The sequence below is a fragment of the Allobosea sp. genome, from assembly GCF_051860145.1.
GTDB lineage: Bacteria > Pseudomonadota > Alphaproteobacteria > Rhizobiales > Beijerinckiaceae > Allobosea.
This window is the reverse complement of the sequence record NZ_JBHYEM010000002.1, coordinates 247,377-264,477: the sequence shown is the minus strand read 5'-3', so window position 1 is coordinate 264,477 and position 17,101 is coordinate 247,377. Positions and strand designations below refer to the sequence as shown.

At 67.0% G+C, this 17,101-nt stretch carries 16 protein-coding genes and 2 tRNA genes; 6 read left to right on the top strand and 12 right to left on the bottom strand.

The genetic code is table 11. The features are described from left to right. Positions 1 to 1,278 (top strand): 3,4-dihydroxy-2-butanone-4-phosphate synthase, encoded by a 1,278-nt coding sequence (gene ribB, locus ACTIF2_RS04450; protein ID WP_439495833.1) that lies wholly within the window; start codon positions 1 to 3, stop codon positions 1,276 to 1,278. A gap of 97 nt (positions 1,279 to 1,375) precedes the next feature. Here the strand turns inward: ribB and ACTIF2_RS04445 are convergent, their stop codons facing one another. Then, complete coding sequence (locus ACTIF2_RS04445; RefSeq protein ID WP_439495832.1) at positions 1,376 to 2,305, bottom strand: histone deacetylase family protein; 930 nt, start codon at positions 2,303 to 2,305, stop codon at positions 1,376 to 1,378. Positions 2,306 to 2,549: 244 nt separating this feature from the next. On the opposite strand from ACTIF2_RS04445, the gene ACTIF2_RS04440 reads away from it, so the two are divergent. Beyond that, positions 2,550 to 3,146, top strand: a complete 597-nt coding sequence (locus ACTIF2_RS04440) for a L,D-transpeptidase (protein ID WP_439495831.1) — start codon at positions 2,550 to 2,552, stop codon at positions 3,144 to 3,146. A gap of 577 nt (positions 3,147 to 3,723) precedes the next feature. Here the strand turns inward: ACTIF2_RS04440 and ACTIF2_RS04435 are convergent. The 4 genes from ACTIF2_RS04435 to ACTIF2_RS04420 all read right to left on the bottom strand — a co-directional run bounded on the left by ACTIF2_RS04435 (position 3,724) and on the right by ACTIF2_RS04420 (position 7,989). Beyond that, the gene (locus ACTIF2_RS04435; RefSeq protein WP_439495830.1) at positions 3,724 to 5,103 is read right to left on the bottom strand and encodes an aspartate aminotransferase family protein; all 1,380 of its coding nucleotides are present in this window, start codon (positions 5,101 to 5,103) and stop codon (positions 3,724 to 3,726) included. 127 nt (positions 5,104 to 5,230) lie between these two features. Beyond that, a complete protein-coding gene (locus ACTIF2_RS04430) occupies positions 5,231 to 6,691 on the bottom strand; it encodes an amidase family protein (protein WP_439495829.1) in 1,461 nt (486 codons plus the stop codon). A 37-nt stretch (positions 6,692 to 6,728) separates the two neighbouring features. Continuing rightward, positions 6,729 to 7,580, bottom strand: a complete 852-nt coding sequence (locus tag ACTIF2_RS04425; RefSeq protein ID WP_439495828.1) for a patatin-like phospholipase family protein — start codon at positions 7,578 to 7,580, stop codon at positions 6,729 to 6,731. A 7-nt stretch (positions 7,581 to 7,587) separates the two neighbouring features. Then, complete coding sequence (locus ACTIF2_RS04420) at positions 7,588 to 7,989, bottom strand: MarR family winged helix-turn-helix transcriptional regulator (protein WP_439496066.1); 402 nt, start codon at positions 7,987 to 7,989, stop codon at positions 7,588 to 7,590. A gap of 222 nt (positions 7,990 to 8,211) precedes the next feature. Between ACTIF2_RS04420 and ACTIF2_RS04415 the strand changes: the two genes are divergently transcribed. Both ACTIF2_RS04415 and ACTIF2_RS04410 read left to right on the top strand, forming a co-directional pair. Further along, complete coding sequence (locus tag ACTIF2_RS04415; RefSeq protein WP_439495827.1) at positions 8,212 to 9,843, top strand: long-chain-fatty-acid--CoA ligase; 1,632 nt, start codon at positions 8,212 to 8,214, stop codon at positions 9,841 to 9,843. Positions 9,844 to 10,032: 189 nt separating this feature from the next. After that, entirely contained in the window at positions 10,033 to 10,809 is a 777-nt protein-coding gene (locus tag ACTIF2_RS04410; RefSeq protein WP_439495826.1) for a DUF1499 domain-containing protein, read from the top strand. A gap of 4 nt (positions 10,810 to 10,813) precedes the next feature. On the opposite strand, the gene ACTIF2_RS04405 is transcribed toward ACTIF2_RS04410, so the two are convergent. Continuing rightward, the gene (locus tag ACTIF2_RS04405) at positions 10,814 to 11,728 is read right to left on the bottom strand and encodes an MBL fold metallo-hydrolase (RefSeq protein WP_439495825.1); all 915 of its coding nucleotides are present in this window, start codon (positions 11,726 to 11,728) and stop codon (positions 10,814 to 10,816) included. 137 nt (positions 11,729 to 11,865) lie between these two features. On the opposite strand from ACTIF2_RS04405, the gene ACTIF2_RS04400 reads away from it, so the two are divergent. Beyond that, entirely contained in the window at positions 11,866 to 12,492 is a 627-nt protein-coding gene (locus ACTIF2_RS04400) for a biotin transporter BioY (RefSeq protein ID WP_439495824.1), read from the top strand. An 85-nt stretch (positions 12,493 to 12,577) separates the two neighbouring features. On the opposite strand, the gene ACTIF2_RS04395 is transcribed toward ACTIF2_RS04400, so the two are convergent. Continuing rightward, entirely contained in the window at positions 12,578 to 12,715 is a 138-nt protein-coding gene (locus ACTIF2_RS04395; RefSeq protein WP_439495823.1) for a hypothetical protein, read from the bottom strand. 641 nt (positions 12,716 to 13,356) lie between these two features. Beyond that, a tRNA-Pro gene (locus tag ACTIF2_RS04390) sits at positions 13,357 to 13,433 on the bottom strand. Between the two features lie 169 nt (positions 13,434 to 13,602). Between ACTIF2_RS04390 and ACTIF2_RS04385 the strand changes: the two genes are divergently transcribed. Beyond that, a tRNA-Gln gene (locus ACTIF2_RS04385) sits at positions 13,603 to 13,677 on the top strand. 222 nt (positions 13,678 to 13,899) lie between these two features. Here ACTIF2_RS04385 and ACTIF2_RS04380 read toward each other — a convergent pair. From ACTIF2_RS04380 to ACTIF2_RS04365, 4 genes are all read right to left on the bottom strand, one after another. Continuing rightward, positions 13,900 to 15,402, bottom strand: a complete 1,503-nt coding sequence (locus ACTIF2_RS04380; protein ID WP_439495822.1) for a recombinase family protein — start codon at positions 15,400 to 15,402, stop codon at positions 13,900 to 13,902. After that, positions 15,395 to 15,874, bottom strand: coding sequence for a DUF2924 domain-containing protein (locus ACTIF2_RS04375; RefSeq protein WP_439495821.1), 480 nt, complete (start codon positions 15,872 to 15,874; stop codon positions 15,395 to 15,397). The genes ACTIF2_RS04380 and ACTIF2_RS04375 overlap by 8 nt, the downstream gene beginning before the upstream one ends. A gap of 1 nt (position 15,875) precedes the next feature. After that, on the bottom strand, positions 15,876 to 16,271 hold the full coding sequence (locus tag ACTIF2_RS04370; protein ID WP_439495820.1) for a DUF3489 domain-containing protein: 396 nt from the start codon (positions 16,269 to 16,271) through the stop codon (positions 15,876 to 15,878). A gap of 428 nt (positions 16,272 to 16,699) precedes the next feature. Continuing rightward, on the bottom strand, positions 16,700 to 17,059 hold the full coding sequence (locus ACTIF2_RS04365; RefSeq protein ID WP_439495819.1) for a hypothetical protein: 360 nt from the start codon (positions 17,057 to 17,059) through the stop codon (positions 16,700 to 16,702). Positions 17,060 to 17,101 lie beyond the last annotated feature (42 nt).

The following is a 17,101-nucleotide window of genomic DNA, read 5'->3' as shown; positions in this document are numbered from 1 at the left end:
ATGAAGCTCGAAACCTGGCTCCAGCAGCAGGGCATCGCCCGCAGCGTCTTCGCCAAGCAGGCCGGCCTGTCGCCGGCCAGCGTCACGGCGCTCTGCAACGATCCCGGCGCCTGGATCTCGCGCGAGAGCGCCGAGCGCATCGCCGCCGCCACAGGCGCCGCCGTCACCCCCAATGATTTTCTCGGCCTGCAAGGGCCCCGGGAGGCTGCCATGCCGCAGAACGTCACTCAGGCCATCGAGGCCTTCGCGCGCGGCGAGATCGTGATCGTCACCGATGACGACGACCGCGAGAACGAAGGCGACCTGATCATCGCAGCCTCGCTCTGCACGCCGGAGAAGATGGCCTTCATCATCCGCAACACCTGCGGCATCGTCTGCGCGCCACTGACGACGGAGGAGGCGCGGCGGCTGCGGCTCGACCCGATGGTCTCCTCCAATGACGCGCCGCTCGGCACGGCCTTCACCGTGACGGTCGACGTCAAGCACGGGCTGACCACGGGCATCTCGGCCGAGCAGCGCACCAATACGGTGCGCGCCCTCGCCAATGGCAATATGGGCGCGACCGATTTCGTGCGCCCGGGCCATGTCTTCCCGCTGATCGCCAAGGATGGCGGCGTGCTGATGCGCTCGGGCCATACCGAGGCGGCGGTCGATCTGTGCCGGCTCGCCAGCCTGCCGCCGGTCGGCGTCATCTGCGAGCTCGCCAATGACGATGGCACCGTGATGAAGGGGCCGCAGATCACGGCCTTCGCCAAGACGCATGGGCTGCAGCAGATCACGGTCGCCGATCTCATCGCCTACCGCCAGGCGCGCGAGAAGCTGGTCGAGCGCGTGCATTCCTTCCCGGTCAAGACCGAATTCGGCGAGATGACCGGACATGTCTACATCACGCCCTTCGAGGACACGCAGCATTTCGCCTTCGTGATGGGCAAGCTCGGCGACGGCGAGAAGGTGCCGGCCCGGCTGCACCGGGCCAATGTCGTGGCCGATGTGCTCGGCGGCGCACAGGCGATCCAGTGCGCGCTCCGGCGCTTCCAGCAGGACGGGCGCGGCGTGCTGATCTATTTGCGCGACGGCTCCGCCGGCGTGCCGATCAAGAGCGTCGAGGACGGCTCGGACGCAGCTCGCTCGCAGCAATGGCGCGAGGTGGGCCTCGGCGCCCAGATTCTGCGCGATCTCGGCGTCGCTTCGATCGTCAACCTCGCCTCCTCGCCACGCTCCTTCGTGGGCTTGAGCGGGTTCGGCATCGAGATCGCGGGAAGCGAGCCGCTGGAATGAAGGGGTTGTCGTCATTGCGAGGAGCGCAGCGACGAAGCAATCCAGCCGTCTCGCGCGACGCCCCTGGATTGCTTCGCTGCGCTCGCAATGACGGGAGTTACCCTCCCATCAGCGCCGCGACATGCACGGCTGTCGATTTCGACAGTGCCTCGAGATCGTAGCCGCCTTCCAGGATCGAGACGAGACGGCCCTTGCTGCGGCGCTCGGCGATCGCCATCAGCTTGCGCGTCGCCCAGGCGAAATCCTCCTCGACGAGGTTGATATTGGCGAGCGGGTCGCGCCAATGCGCGTCGAACCCGGCCGAGATGATGATGAGGTCCGGCGCGAAATCGTCGATGCGCGGCAGAAGCGCGCTCTCGAAGGCGTCCCTGAACGCGTCGGAACCGTCGCCGGCACTGAGCGGCGCATTGACGATCGTGCCCTGCGTGCCGCGATCGGAGAGGGCGCCGGTGCCGGGGTAGAGCGGCATCTCATGGGTCGAGGCGTAGAGCACGCTGCCGTCGTCCCAGAAGATCTCCTGCGTGCCGTTGCCGTGATGCACGTCCCAGTCGACGATCGCGACGCGCTCGGCGCCGTGCGCCTTTTGCGCGTGCCGGGCGGCGATGGCGGCATTGTTGAAGAAGCAGAAGCCCATCGCCTTGACGCTCTCGGCATGGTGGCCGGGCGGGCGCATCGCGCAGAAGGCATTCGTGGCCTTGCCGGTCATGACCTCGTCGACGGCGAGCGCGGCGGCGCCGACGCCGCGCAGCGCCGCCTCGACGGTGCCCGGCGACATCAGGGTGTCGGCATCGATCTGGACCAGCCCGGAAGCAGGGGCGGCGGCAATGATCGCCTCGGCGAATTCGGCGGGGTGGCAGAGCGTGACGAGATCGAGCCCGCCGCGAGGCGCCGCGATTCGCACGAGATCGGAGAAGCGCTCCGCCTCCAGCACCTGCTCGACGGCGCGGATGCGCTCGGCGCGCTCGGGATGGCCGGCCGGCGTGGCATGCTGCGCGCTGGCCGGGTGGGTGATCAGAAGCGTCGTCACAGGTAACCTTTCTACGGAGCAGGGCCGAACCGATGTTCTACCCCCCGATTCGTGGCGATATTGCCACGGTCATCTCTGAAGAGGTGGAATTGGGCGTCTTAATCGGAACTTCGTTGCGCCACGTTTGTTTCGGGCCTAGAGGTGCCTCATGGCTAGACGCGGCGGCAAATGCCGGGCGGATATAAAACCTTAACTTTGTATTCATCATAAATGTCGCCCCGTGAGGCGTCGCTGGTGGAAAGTCATGAACCGAACTGTGATCGTTGCTCTGGCGCTGTCGACGTCGTTGGCCGCCTGCCAATACAAGACCGTGCATGCGCCGACGCTGTCGGAACGCGACGCCGAGTACATCGCGCTCGTGCCGAAATTCGAGCACCATATCACCCAGCTGCCTTATGAGATCGCCGATCCGACCGGGCTGCCCCCGGGCAGCATCAAGGTCGATACGGTCGAGAAATATCTCTACTACGTGCTCCCCAACAAGAAGGCGATCCGCTACGCCGTCGCGACCGGCGACGAGGCCTTCGGCTGGACCGGCGAGGCGACGATGCAGCGCAAGGCAGAGTGGCCGCGCTGGACGCCTCCGGCCGAGATGATCAAGCGCTGGCCGCATCTGGCGCCGCGCGCCGGCGGCATGGAAGGCGGTCCGGACAACCCGCTCGGCGCCCGCGCGCTCTATCTCTACCAGAACGGCAAGGACACGCTTTACCGCATCCACGGCACGAACGAGCCCGAGACGATCGGGCGGTCGGCCTCGTCGGGCTGCATCCGCATGCGCAATATCGACGTGATCGACCTGTTCAACCGGGTCACGGTCGGCTCCAAGGTGATCGTGGTCTGAGCGCCACCATCTCTGCCATCGCTTGACGATTTCGGCTGGCCTCGACGAGGCCAGCCTTTTTTCTTTCAGCGGGCCACGTGGCTGTCATCCCGGGCGTTCCGGCAATGCCTCTCCATGCGCAAAAAAAGACCGGCGAGAGTTTGAACTCTGCGCCGGTCAAGCATGGAGGGTCTCGAAAGGTCTAAACGTCTCAATCAGTCGTCAAAACCGTTGCGGAGAATGGCCGGGAGATCGTCCGGTTTCTTCTCTGCTGTCCTGTCCAACGCGGGAGTGGCACGTCTTGTTCCCGCGGCAACCGCGGGAAACGCGATCGGGCGGAAGCGGGATGCGTAAGCTGCCTTCGCCGAAGCGTCATGGAAGCTCGCGCTGCGTTGCGTCGTCGGACGCGGTGTGGAGGAGGACATGGATCCTGACTTCACTGGTTGCACATGCCGACAGTTCCTGGCCGCCGACAATCGGGAGTGTCGTGTCCGATCGGGACCAGCAAACGGCGCGATCATGATTTATTCATGGCTTTTCAGGCCAATTCGCAATCATGGTGCCGTTTCGGTTAAGCGGACGTTAAGCACGCCGCACCTTAGGCGGCGAGCAGGCCCTCGGCCTTGGCCCAGTTCAGGGTCTTGTTCAGCGCGCGCTCGTAGCGGTCGAACATCTCCTCGATCTCGGCCTCGGTGATCACCAACGGCGGGCAGAAGGCGACGCGGTCGCCCATGGCGCGGGTGATCAGGCCCTCTTCCTGGGCGAAGACGACCGATTTCGGGCCGACGCCCTTCTTGGTCTCGAACGGGGCCTTGGTCGCCTTGTCCTTGACGAGCTCGACGCCGCCGATCAGGCCGACGCCGCGCGCCTCGCCGATCAGCGGATGCTCGGCGAGCTTCTCGAGCCGCCGGACGAAGGTCGGGGAGACCTTGCGGACATGGTCGACGATCTTCTCGCGCTGATAGATCTCCAGCGTCTTGACCGCGATGGCGCAGCCGACCGGGTGGCCGGCATAGGTGTTGCCGTGGCCGAAGGTGCCGATCTTGCGGCTCTGGTCGACGAGGACGTCATAGATCTTGTCGTTCAGCATCACCGCGCTGAGCGGGAAATAGGCCGAGGTGATCTGCTTGGCGAGCGAAAGCGAGTCGACCTTCATGCCATAGGTCGTGGTGCCGAACATGTTGCCGGTGCGGCCGAAGCCGGTGATGACCTCATCGGAGATGAAGAGAATGTCGTATTTGGCGAGGACGGCGTTGATCTTCTCGAAATAGCCGTCGGGCGGGATGATCGCGCCGCCCGCGCCCATCACCGGCTCGGCGATGAAGGCGGCGACGGTATCGGGCCCCTCGCGCAGGATCATCTCCTCCAGCTCGGCCGCCATGCGCGACGAGAAGTCCTGCTCGCTCTCGCCGGGCTCGGCGAAGCGATAGTGATGCGGGCAGGAGGTGTGCAGGATGCCGGGCAGCGGCAGGTCGAAATCGATATGGTTGTTGGGCAGGCCGGTGAGCGAGGCCGAGGCCACGGTGACGCCGTGATAGCCCTTGAGCCGCGAGATGATCTTCTTCTTCTGCGGCCGGCCGAGCGCGTTGTTCATGTACCAGACGATCTTGACCTGGGTGTCGTTGGCGTCGGAGCCGGAGGCGCCGTAGAACACCTTCGAGATCGGGACGGGAGCGATCTCCTTGAGCTTCTCGGCCAGCTCGATCGCCGGGTCATGGCTGCGCCCGCCGAAGAGATGGGTGAAGGGCAGCTTCCTCATCTGCTCGGCGGCGGTCTCGACCAGCTCCTGGTTGGAATAACCGAGCGCCGTGCACCAGAGCCCGGCCATGCCCTCGATATATTCCTTGCCGTTGCTGTCATAGACGAAGATGCCCTTGCCGCTCTCCAGCACCAGCGGACCGGTCTCGCGATGGGTCGCGAGGTTGGTATAGGGATGGACCAGGGTCTCGATATCGCGGACGGCGAGGTTGGACAGCATGGCGCGGGCTCCAGGGTTTTATGCGGCCTTTATGCGAGCATAGACCGGGACCAGCGCAAGCACTGAGCGATTTTCACGCAGATCGACGCAGACTCTGGCGCACAACGGCCACGCCGGCTCAGGAATTTCAGGCGATGCCCGGCGGCACGCGATAACCTGCACCGGCCTGCGCCAGCATCCCGCCGACAGCGACCGCCGTCAGGTCCTCGCCGGCGGCCGCGATGATCTGCACGCCGAGCGGCAAGGCGGCGGCCGAACGGGTGACGGGGGCGACCAGGGCGGGCAGGTCGGCGCCGGTCGCGAGCGCGGCCCAGTGCAGGAAATCGAGATAGGGCCGGGGCTCGCCGTTCACGTCGAGCCGGCGGGCATGGATGTCCGGCAGATGATCATGTGGGATCGCGGCGACCGGGGCGGGCGGGCAGAGCACGACGTCCCAGCTCCCGAAGAAGCGGGCCCATTGCCGCTTCAGCGCCAGCCGCCGCTGCGCGATCTGCTGGTAGAGGCCCGGCGTCATGCGCGCGCCGCGCGCCTGCAGGGCCTGGTGCGAAAGGTCGTTCGGGCTGAATTTCGCGGCGAGTGCCTGGATGCGGGCGCGCACTTTCGGCGGCAAGCCATAGGCGACGACGGCGTGGTTGAGCAGGGCGTAGACCTCGAAAGCCTCGGCGAAGCGGATCGCGGGCCGCGCCGCCTCGTCGATGATGGCGCCTTGTGCGGCGAGCAGGCCGGCGGCCTTGCGCACAGCCTCGGACACCTCCCGGTCGGCCGGCGCGAACGGGTCTTCGGCCCAGAGTGCGACACGCAGGCCGCGCGCCTCCGTCCGGCGTGGCGGTGCCAAGGGCGATGGCGCAACGGAGGCGTCGCGCGGCCCCGCCAGAACGGGGAGGATGAGCGCCAGGTCCTCTGGCGCCCTGGTGATCGGGCCGGCGACCAGCAGGTCGGCATTGCGCGGGGTGCGCCGCTCGGGCGGCGGCGGCAGGTGACCCCAGGTCGAGACCAGGCCCCAGCTCGTCTTCAGGCCGTAGACGCCGCAGGCATGGGCCGGCCAGCGCGCCGAGCCGCCGAGGTCGGAGCCGAGCTCGAAGGCGCTCATGCCGGTCGCGACGGCGGTCGCCGCGCCGCCGGACGAGCCACCGGGGGAATGCGCGGCGCTCCAGGGATTGTTGGTGACGCCATGGACCGGGTTGTAGCTCTGGAAGTCGCCGGAAAAGACCGGGACATTGCTCTTGCCGAGGATGACGGCGCCGGCTGCGCGCAACCTGGCGACCGGCGCGGCGTCTTCGGCCGGGACGCGGTCCTTGTAGGCCGGCAGGCCGCCGGAGGAGGGGAGGCCGGCGACGTCGAAGGCGTCCTTGATGGTGATCGGCAGGCCTTCCAGCGGCCGCGCCGTACCATTCGCGAGGCGCGCGTCCGCTTCGGCAGCCATGGCGCGCGCGGCGTCGCGGTCCTGCGCGATCACCGCGTTGAGCGCGGGGTTGAGCGCATCGATGCGAGCAAATGTCGCCTCGAGCAATTCGCTCGCGCTGAAGCGCCTGGCCAGAAGGGCCTCGCGCAAGGACGTGGCTGAGGCGGTGAGGTCTATCGCAGGCATTGGCATGTCCGGCGGTTGGCGGGAACCTACCTTCTGCCTAGCCGGTTCGGGTCGCGACTTCCATCCGGCGCAGGAAGTCCTCGCCGTCCCGAATCCCCAGCTCATAGGCGAAGCGGATGCCCTCCCAGTTCCGGATGGTGAATTGCGAGACCGGTATCGTCTGCGACGGGCGCGCATAGGTTCGGCCCGGTACGCTGGGGACTTCGGCGAAGGGGCGGGTCAGCAGCACGAGGGTCGGCTCGCCGGCCTGTTCGAGTTCGGTCAGCGCCCAGGCGGGGGCGCTGTCGACGAGCCCGCCGTCGAGCGCGGCGCGGCGGTCGACCAGACCGGCCGGCATGAAGGGCGGAACCGCCGCGCTCGCCATCAGGGCAGCGATGAGCTCCTCGGGCGTGGTGCAATCAGCGAGACGAATCAAATCGGGCACGAAGCCGAGCCGCCGGCCCGCGGTGGGATGGACCGGCCGGCGCAAGCGCTTCTCGAGCTGATAGGCGCCGATGCCGAGCGCGGCTGCGACCGGCAGGGGCCAGAACCGCGGCGGGCGCGAGATCGCGATCAGGAAATCACCTTGCGCCTGCAGGGCCGCGAGGTTCTCCGGCGTGAACAGCTCGGTCAGGAGGGTCCGGTACATCTCGCCGACGGGAAACAGCCGGCCGCCCTGACGGAAGCCGCGCCAGTCCATCTCGGAGGTGCGGCCAAGGCAGCCTTCGCGAACGCGTTCCCTGACGGTGGGGCCGAGGCCGAGCGCGGTATAGAGCATCGCGAAAGCGCCGGCGCTGGCGCCGACGACGCGCCTGGGGGCGAGCCCGATGCGTGGGGCCACGGTCTCGTAGAAGCCGCCTTGCCAATAGCAGCGATTGCCGCCGCCGGCGAAGGCGAGCCCGGCGAACATGGCGGCGCTATTCGGCGTCGGCGGCGCGGGCGAGGTCGCGCCAGGCGAGGACGAGGCGGTCCAGCTCCGCCAGATCGGGCGCGGCGAGCTTGCCGAGCGTGCCGGCGACGAATTCGCGCTGCGTCGCGATGCCGGCCTCCGCCAGCCTGCGGCCTTCCGGCGTCAGGTGCATCGCATAGGAGCGCCGGTCGCCGGCGATGGCGCGGCGCTCGACGAGGCCGGCCTGGACCAGGCGGTCGACCAGCCCCGAGACATTGCCTTTGGTCACGTAAAGCCGCTCGGCCAATTCGCTCTGGCTGATGCCTTCGCGCTCGGTCAGCGTCGAGAGCAGGTCGAATTGCGGGATCGAGAGCCCGAGCTCGCGGATGCGCGCCGTCATCTGGCCGAGCATGCGCTGATGCAGCCGCATGAACCGGAACCAGACGCGGTCCGGATCGACAGGTTCGTGGCGTGGGGCGTCGGGCGCGGTCACGGGTTCCAGCTCTGAATGGCGGGTCGGTTCCGACCTAAACCATCGCGCCTCCGCATGCGAGCCTTTCATGCGAATTGCCGAGACTGGCCGGCTTTCCTGTTCGCGCGCCGGCTGTCTATGCTGCCGGCAACACCGATAAGATACCGGGGAGAGACGCCTATGCTCGGCTTGATGCAGGACTGGCCGCTGCTGCTGCACCGGATCATCGATCACGCGGCGATCCAGCATGGCACGCGCGAGGTCGTCAGCCGCGCCGTGGAGGACGGCTCGCTGCGGCGAACGACCTATGCGCAGATCCGCAGCCGGGCGATGCGCGTGGCCAAGCGGCTGCAGAGGGAGGGCATGAAGCTCGGCGACCGGCTGGCGACGCTCGCCTGGAACAGCGACCGCCATCTCGAGCTCTGGTACGGCATCAGCGGCATCGGCGCGATCACGCACACGGTCAATCCGCGGCTGTTCCCGGAGCAGATCGCCTGGATCGTCGATCACGCCGGCGACCGGATGCTGTTCCTCGACCTGACCTTCGTGCCGCTGGTCGAGCAGATCCAGGCCAAGCTGCCGAGCGTCGAGCGCTACGTGGTCCTGACCGACGCAGCCCATATGCCCGAGACCTCGCTGAAGGGCGCCGTGGCGTTCGAGGAGTGGCTGGCCGAGGCGGACGAGGATTTCGCTTGGGCGAGCTTCGACGAGAATACCGCGTCCGGCCTCTGCTACACCTCCGGCACCACCGGCGGCCCAAAGGGCGTGCTCTATTCGCACCGGTCGAACGTGCTGCATGCCATGGCCTGCGCCGCGCCGGATTTCATGGGCCTGTCCTCGCGCGACGTCGTCCTGCCGGTCGTGCCGCTGTTCCATGCCAATAGCTGGTCGCTGGCCTATTCCGCGCCCATGACCGGCGCCAAGCTCGTCCTGCCCGGCGCCAAGCTCGACGGGGCCTCGCTGCTGGACTTGCTGGAAGGCGAGGGCGTCACCATGACGGCGGCGGTGCCGACGGTCTGGCTCGGGCTGCTCCAGCATCTCGAGGCGAGCGGCGGCAAGCTCTCGACCCTCAAGCGGGTGGTGATCGGCGGCTCGGCCTGCCCGCGCGCGATGACCGAGGCCTTCGAGCGCAAATACGGCGTCAATGTCGCCCATGCCTGGGGCATGACCGAGATGAGCCCGCTCGGCTCATTCTGCTCGGTGAAGCCCGCCTATGCCGCGCTCGACGGCGAGGCGCTGCTCGACCTCAAGGTGAAGCAGGGTCATCCGCCCTTCACCGTCGAGTTCCGCCTCACCGACGATGCCGGCGAGGACCTGCCCTGGGACGGCGCGACCTTCGGCCGGCTCAAGGTCAAGGGTCCGGCGGTCGCTGGCGCCTATTTCCGGCGCGAGGACGAGGACATACTCGACGAGCACGGCTTCTTCGACACCGGCGATGTCGGCACGCTCGATGCCGCCGGCTATCTGCAGATCACCGACCGCTCCAAGGACGTGATCAAGTCGGGTGGCGAATGGATCTCCTCGATCGATCTGGAAAACCTCGCGGTCGGCCATCCCGATGTCGCCGAGGCGGCGGTGATCGGCGTCGCCCATCCGAAATGGGACGAGCGGCCGCTGCTGGTGATCGTGCCCAAGCCCGGGCGCTCGCCGGGGCGCGACGAGATGCTGGCCTATATGACCGGCAAGATCGCGAAATGGTGGCTGCCGGACGATGTCGTGCTGGTCGAGGCCATCCCGCACACCGCGACCGGCAAGATCCAGAAAACGGTGCTGCGCGAGCAGTTCAAGGATTACCGGCTGCCGACGGCTTGAAGCGCAAGGCTTGTCTGCCTGGCTGGTCTCCGCCACTTAAGGAGCGGAGAGGAGACACAGCCCTCATCCTGAGGAGCCGCGTAGCGGCGTCTCGAAGGATGGTCCAGTGCTCTCTGAAACATCCTTCGAGACGCGATCCTTCAGATCGCTCCTCAGGATGAGGGCTGTGGGGTATCGGGCGTAACGATCATGCATCGCCGCATCGTCTTCGAGGAGCCCGTCTCGCGCGCCGCGCGCTGGAGCCGGCGGCTGGCCTGGTTCGGGCTCGCGGTGCTGATCCTGGCGATCCTCGCCTTCCGCATGAACGGGCCGTCCGAACAGGGCCTGGCGCCGATCGTCGGCGCCTATGGGCTCGTGCTGCTCGCCCTGCTGATGGCGATCGTCGCCTTCGTCCGGATCTGGCAGGCCGGCCATCGCGGTGTCGGCATGGCGGCGCAGGCCTTCGTGCTGACGCTGCTGATGCTGGCGCCTGCCGCCTATGGCGGCTTCAAGCTGGCGACCCTGCCGGCGCTGAACGACATCTCGACCGATATCGACGATGCCCCGACCTTCAGCCGCTCGCAGGTCGCGCTCGCCGCCCGCGACGGCCGCGTGCCGCCCGATGTCCCGGCCGAGCGGCGGCGCGTCCAGCGCCAGGCCTATCCGAAGGCCCTGCCGATCGTGCTGGAGCTGCCGGCGGAGGTGGCTTTCGAGATTGCGCGCCGCGCCGCCATGGGCCTCGGCTGGACCGTGCTGGAATCCTCGCGGCCGGGCGGGCGCACCGGCGCGGGGCGCATCGAGGCGGTGGCACGGACCCGCGTCCTGCGCTTCGCCGACGACATCACGATCCGCGTGCGACCGCGCGCCGATGGCAGCCGCATCGACATGCGCTCGGCGTCGCGGATCGGGGGGCATGATTTCGGCACCAACGCGGCGCGGATAGCGGCCTTCGCGGCCGAGATCGAGCTTCTGGTCGAGGCGCGCTGAGGCTTTAGGCCAGGCGATAGCGGCTCCCCAGCATCGGCAGGACCTCGTCGCAAAGCACGATGCCGCGCAGCACTAGATCCTCGAGCTGGGCCAGGACCGAGAGCGAGGCCGCGCCGTGCAGGGCGGCGGGCAGGCCCTGATAGATGGGCGGCACCATCTCGGCGATGCGCTCGTCGCCGGCCTTGAGCCGGTTGAGGATCGCCGCCTCGCGCTGCCGGCGATGCTGGACGAGGCCGCGCAGGAAGCGCTGCGGCTCGGTGACCGGCCCGCCATGGCCCGGCCAGTAGAGCCGATGCTCCATGCCGCGCAGCTTCTCGATCGAGGCCATATAGGCAGCCATCGAGCCGTCGGGCGGGGCGACGATGCTGGTCGACCAGGCCATGACATGGTCGCCCGAGAACAGGCTTTGCTCCTCTGCCAGCGCGAAGGCGAGGTGGTTGGCCGTGTGGCCCGGCGTCTCGACGGCACGGAGCGTCCAGCCAGGCCCCGAGACGGTGTCGCCGTCATGCATCGGCAGCTCCGGCGCATAATCGCGGTCGGCGGCGGCGTCGAGCGGGTTGATCTCGCCGAGCGCGAGCTCGCGCGCCGGCCGATGCGGCAAGCAGCCCGCAACGCGCGCGCCGGTCGCCGCCTTGAGGGCAGGGACCGCAGGCGAATGGTCGCGGTGGGTGTGGGTGACCAGGATATGGCTCACCGTCTCGCCGGCGATTGCGGCGAGCACGCGCGCGACATGGGCCGGATCGTCAGGTCCCGGATCGAGCACCGCGACGGTGCCGCGCCCGATAATGTAGGTGCAGGTGCCGGTGAAGGTCATCGGGCCGCCATTGCCGGCGATGACGCGCCGGACCAGCGGCGAGAGCTCCGCGACCTCGCCTGGCGGCGTCGTAGCGCTGCGGTCGAATTCGATCTCGTCGCTCATCGGATGCCTTCGTCCTCGTGGAAGCCGCTTCCGCGCCGCCCGTTCGCGCACCGCCGCGCCGCTTGTAGGGCCTTGCCGCATTTTCTATAGACGGGAAACCGGCTGCGCGGCGCGGCCTCAAAAACGGATTGATGCGCATGGCCGATATGCTCCCCCTTCCTGCTCCGACGCTGGTCAACGCGATCCTGCCGTCGGTCTCTGGCCGTCGCGCCACGCTGGCGCGCAACATCGCGCTCGCCGTTGCCGGCAGCCTGCTGCTGGTGCTGGCCGCCAAGGTCAAGGTGCCGTTCTGGCCGGTGCCGATGACGCTGCAGACGCTCGCCGTGCTCGGCCTCGGCGCCGCCTATGGCTCGCGTCTCGGCGCGGCGACGGTCGTGCTCTATATCGCCTATGGCCTCGCCGGCCTGCCGGTCTTCACCAATACCCCGCCGGTCGCGGCGGGCCTGCTCTATCTCGCCGGGCCGACCGGCGGCTTCCTCGCCGGTTTCGTGCTGGCCGCGGCGGTTGCCGGCTGGGCCGCGGAGCGCGGCGCGTCGGTTCTGCGGCTCGTCGCCGGGCTGATCGTGGCGGACGCGCTGATTCTCGGCCTGGGCTGCCTCTGGCTCGCGCTTGGCGCGCAGATGACGAGCGGCGTGACCGGCGTGGGCTTCGCCAAGGCCTTTGCCTTCGGCGTGCAGCCCTTCCTGCTGGGCGATGCGCTCAAGGTGGCGCTCGCCGCCAGCCTGGTCGGCGCGAGCTGGTCGGTCCTGCACCGGCGCGGCTGAAACGCCTGCAGGCGATGAAATAAGAAAGCCGGGGCATGCCCCGGCTTTTTCTTTGAGTTTGCGCAGAGGGATGTGGCTACGGGAGTCAGCCGCGCGGATTGGCGCCCGAGCAGGTCTTGGGCTGGCCGAAAAGGTCGAGCTTCAGCAGGTCGCCGCATTTGTCGCAGCCGGCGAGCAGGGCCGCGAGGCTGATGATTCCGATCATTTTCGTGATGCGCTTCATGCCTTGCACCACCCAGCCCGCGCCATCTCGCGCCGGGCCAGTCTACCGGAAGGATGCCTCGACGGGAACCAATCCCGGAGGAGCCGCCGTGCCGTCACGAGTTCGCTCGTTCCCCGATCTGGCGGCGGCTCATCCCTTCCGCTTCGGGGCAGTTTCGCCATCCTCCTGGCCGGAGGAGGACACCAGCCGCAGCGCTGGCTTCTCCTGAGGTTGAGCAGTGCTTGCCGCCTCCGCCTTCTTGGCTTCGCGTTTGCGCTTGTTCACGCGGGCGAGGACGCTGGCTAGGCGAAGTGAGCGCAGGCGCGATGACATGAAGGGCCTCTCGTGCGGTTTTGAAACGACTTGTCTCGATCTCGAACGTCCAAGGCTCGATGATCGAGAAAGGCGCAAACCGCGGGCCAAGCCGGCATCTTGGAGGAACTGAAGAGGATATGACTGATAGAAATGGTTCTCGCGGGCATCGTCAGCGAGCGCACGACCAAGTTCGGCGTGGCTGGGCGGCGCAATGCCTGCCCCGCGATCGGCTACGGGCTGCTCGGGGGGCATCGACGGAGCCTGCGGCGACAACTGCCTGGCTCTACCGAGGCGCAGGCGGAACCGAGCGCGCTCGCGGCCGCCTCAAATATATCGAAGGTAAAGAATGGTCGGAGTGGCAGGATTTGAACCTGCGACCCCCACGTCCCGAACGTGGTGCGCTACCAGACTGCGCTACACTCCGATCAACTGGTGGGCGGCTTATAGCCAGCACCGGGCGAGGGCGCAACAGCGCGAGGCGCTTCCGGCGCGGAATTTTGTCGATGCGCTTCGTCGTGGGCAAAAGGGCCCGTGCGAAGCGGCGGTGGATGGTTGCGCGCCGCCGCGGCGCGCACTAGAACGCTGCGGCGCATTGGGGCGTCGCCAAGTGGTAAGGCAGCGGTTTTTGGTACCGCCATTCGGAGGTTCGAATCCTCCCGCCCCAGCCATGCAGTCCGCAGAAACGAGATTTTCGACCGTCTGTGCAAAACCTGCGACGGTGTCGAGGGTTAGCGGAATGCTTGTCGCCGCTCAGACCGTCAGGTCGTCTCATGAGACGCTGGGCGGGCGGATTTCTGGACCCGGTCTGACGGAGGCCTTTTCGTGATTCCGGGCGCTATTCTATGGAGCCAGCTGAAGTTGGCCGGAGCGCGGTGTTTGCGCCGATCGGCTCAGCCGATCAGGAGCTGTTGCTCCTGTCGAGCCCACTCATGCGGCAGAGCCGCGGTCAGGCGTCTGACGGTCAGGCCGGCTGGCGCAGTGCCATCGGCGATGGCGCGAATGACCGCTGGCAAGAGACACGCCAGCGGCAGAAGCTTGCGAACGTTGCGCTCACCCATCTGCTCGCGCTCGGCAATGGCGCCAGTGGACGCGATGGCACCGTCGATGACCTCGTCCATCCAGCGGCGCGCCTTGGCGATGGCTGTTAGGAGACCTCCAGCCGCAGCAGGATCGATTTGGCGCTGCTGTGACGGCTCATGGATGATGCCTTTGCGTCGCCCCTGAGGTTGCCACGCGAACGGGACTGAGATGGTGGGTCGTGATGCATCGGTTTCGATTGCCGTCAGCGAGATCTCCAGCCTATCGCAATACAGCGTGACCTTGACGACCTGGTCGCGAAGGTTGGTCTCACCTGTCGTAAGCGCCGCGGTTACCGCCGCCTCTACCTCCGGTGCCGAGATCCGCGCGACGCTGCCGGCCCTGGCCTTGCGATGCTGCAGCAGCGCCTGCGAGACGTAGTAGCGATATCGCACCCCATCCTTGCGGGTATGGCTCGGGCTCATCCGGTTGCCGGCATCGTCGTACAGCAGTCCAGCCAGGATGAAGGCGCTGTTGCGCGCTCTGCCTTGCCGCTCGACGGCCGCGCTCGCGAGTTGGGCCTGCACAGCCTCGAACAGCTCGCGATCGACGATGGCGGGGTGCTCGCCGCGATGGATTTGCCCCTGCCAGACGATCTCGCTGAGATAGAAGCGATTCTTCAGCATCGCTGCGATCGGCCCAGGACCGAAGCGATAGCCCTTGCGCGTGCGGGTACCATCCCGATCAAGCTGCTCGACCACGGCTCGGATTGAGCCGAGGTCCCGGTAGAGCGTGAAGATGAACCGGACCAGATTAGCTTCGTTGTCGTCGACGAGCAGTCGCTTGCTCTCGCTACGATAGCCGAGCGGCACTGGCCCCCCGACCCAGAGCCCCTTTTGCTTCGAAGCCGAGATCTTGTCGCGGACGCGCTCACCAATAACCTCGCGTTCGAACTGCGCAAAGGAGAGCAGCACGTTCAGTGTCAGCCGCCCCATCGAACTCGTGGTGTTGAAGCTTTGCGTCACCGAGACGAAGGATACCCCGTGCTCGTCGAACAGCTCGACGAGCTTGGCGAAGTCGGCGAGCGAGCGGGTCAGCCGATCGACCTTGTAGACGACGATGATGTCGATGCCGCCTTGCTTCACCACTTCAAGCAGCTGCTGCAGGGCAGGGCGCTCTAGCGAGGCGCCGGATAGACCGCCATCGTCATAAAGCCCCGGCAGCAGGCGCCAGCCCTCATGCGCCTGGCTCTTGATATAGGCTTCGCAAGCCTCGCGCTGGGCATGGAGCGAGTTGAAGGCGAGATCGAGATTATGCTCGGTCGATTTACGTGTGTAGATCGCGCAGCGCTGCGGCCTGGCCACAGACTCACGCATACGAACCGCCTTCTGCTGTGTTCGAGCGGTTCGACCTCAGTCCGAAAAAGCGTGGGCCATTCCAACTCGTGCCGGTAACCCTCTTGGCGATGGTCGAGAGGCTCGTGAAGGTCTCGCCGTTCCAAACGAAGCCACGGTGCACAGTGACGACCTCGTGCGTGACCCCCTCATACTCCCGCACCAACACGGTGCCCGGCTTGAGACGCCGCCCCGCCGGTCGTCCGCGCGCAAGACGGTCGAGCTGGGCGGCGAGGTCGCGATCGAGGCCACCCAGTCTTTGCTCCTGCAAGCGATGCGCGACGAGACGTGCGACCAGATCGCGCGACATCCCATCCGGCGCTGCGCGGCGGTAGAGCTGACGAAATCGCGCGCACAGGTCAGTGATGCTTGCCAATTGCAGATCGGCAAGGGCCTGCGCGAGCCCGCTCCCGGCGGCGGGAACCGCCGGGCGCTCTTGCGACGCTCTTGCCATCTCAGGCGGCATCCGTGTGGACGCGGTAGACCGAGCTTCCGCCCTTGCTTTCAGCGTCCAGCACAACCGGAAAGCCCCGCTTGCGCAGGCCGGTCAAGGCCGCTCGCGTCGTATGCGGCAGCCAGCCGGTGACTTCGACGAGCTTGCGCAGTGAGGCCCCCGCTGGGTCTTCCAGAAGCCCAAGGACGATCCCGAGTTTGCTGCTTGCCTTCGGACGCGACGTTTGAGACCTAGGGGCTTGCGAAATGATCATCGGCGAGCTCGCCGTTGCCGCCTGAGTCTCATCGTCGTTGGTGGGCGAGGCTTTCGCAGTTGTCACGGCAGCGTCTGGCGTCGGCTTTGCCGCCCGCGGAGACTTCCGGCTTGTGTTCTTCGCCGTCTTCGTCTTGCTGATCATCTCACTCTCCTGAGGTTCAGACGGACCGTCGTCCGCCACCAGCGCGACCCCGCCATGGCGCGCTGCCGGCAGGGTTGCTCAGGAGTTTGGTGTCTCGAGCCCGGCACCTATGACGCTCACACCAATGCTCGAACGATAAAGGAAGTCCAGTCCGTCATGCGCAAGAAGCCATGTCGGCTCGTGGCCCAAAGCCGAAGTCGAGAACGTCTGTTTCCAGGCAACCTAGAGCAGGATGCGAAAAAGTGGGGAACCGGCCTGTCGCATCGATCCTGCTCTAACTTCTTGGTGAGAAATGGATTCAGCTCTCAGATGAGATCGCTGCACAATTTCATCTGAGAGCGCCCGGCTCTAAGCAACTGCCAATCGTCCTGCTCCCCATCTGCGAGGCGGAGACATTCGGACAGTATTTCCGAGCGGACGGAGGGGCTTCAGCCTCTGTCGGTATAGTAGCGCGTGACCTTGCGGGCAGCGTCGAACTCGACGACGTAATGGTCGTAGTCGACGCCGAATCCAGGCGTGCCGAGATTGTAGATGAAGCGTTGTTCGCGCCGGCCGTCCGGCTGGCCCATCAACTCGACGATCTCGGTTTCGGACATGCCCGGGCGCAGGCGCTTCTCGAGATCGTCGGTCATCAGCGAGCGCTTGTTGTCGCCCGGCTTGGCACGTGCTTCTGCGGCCCATCGGCCCTTGTCGAACACCGCCGGATCGGGCGCGAGGAGCTTTCGCGCGCCCAGCGCCGCGCCGGCGAGCACGGCGATGCCGAGAATCACGAGAATGATCGTCTTCACTATCCACCTCTGGCGGCGCGCGATCCCCAGGGCGCGCCCTGT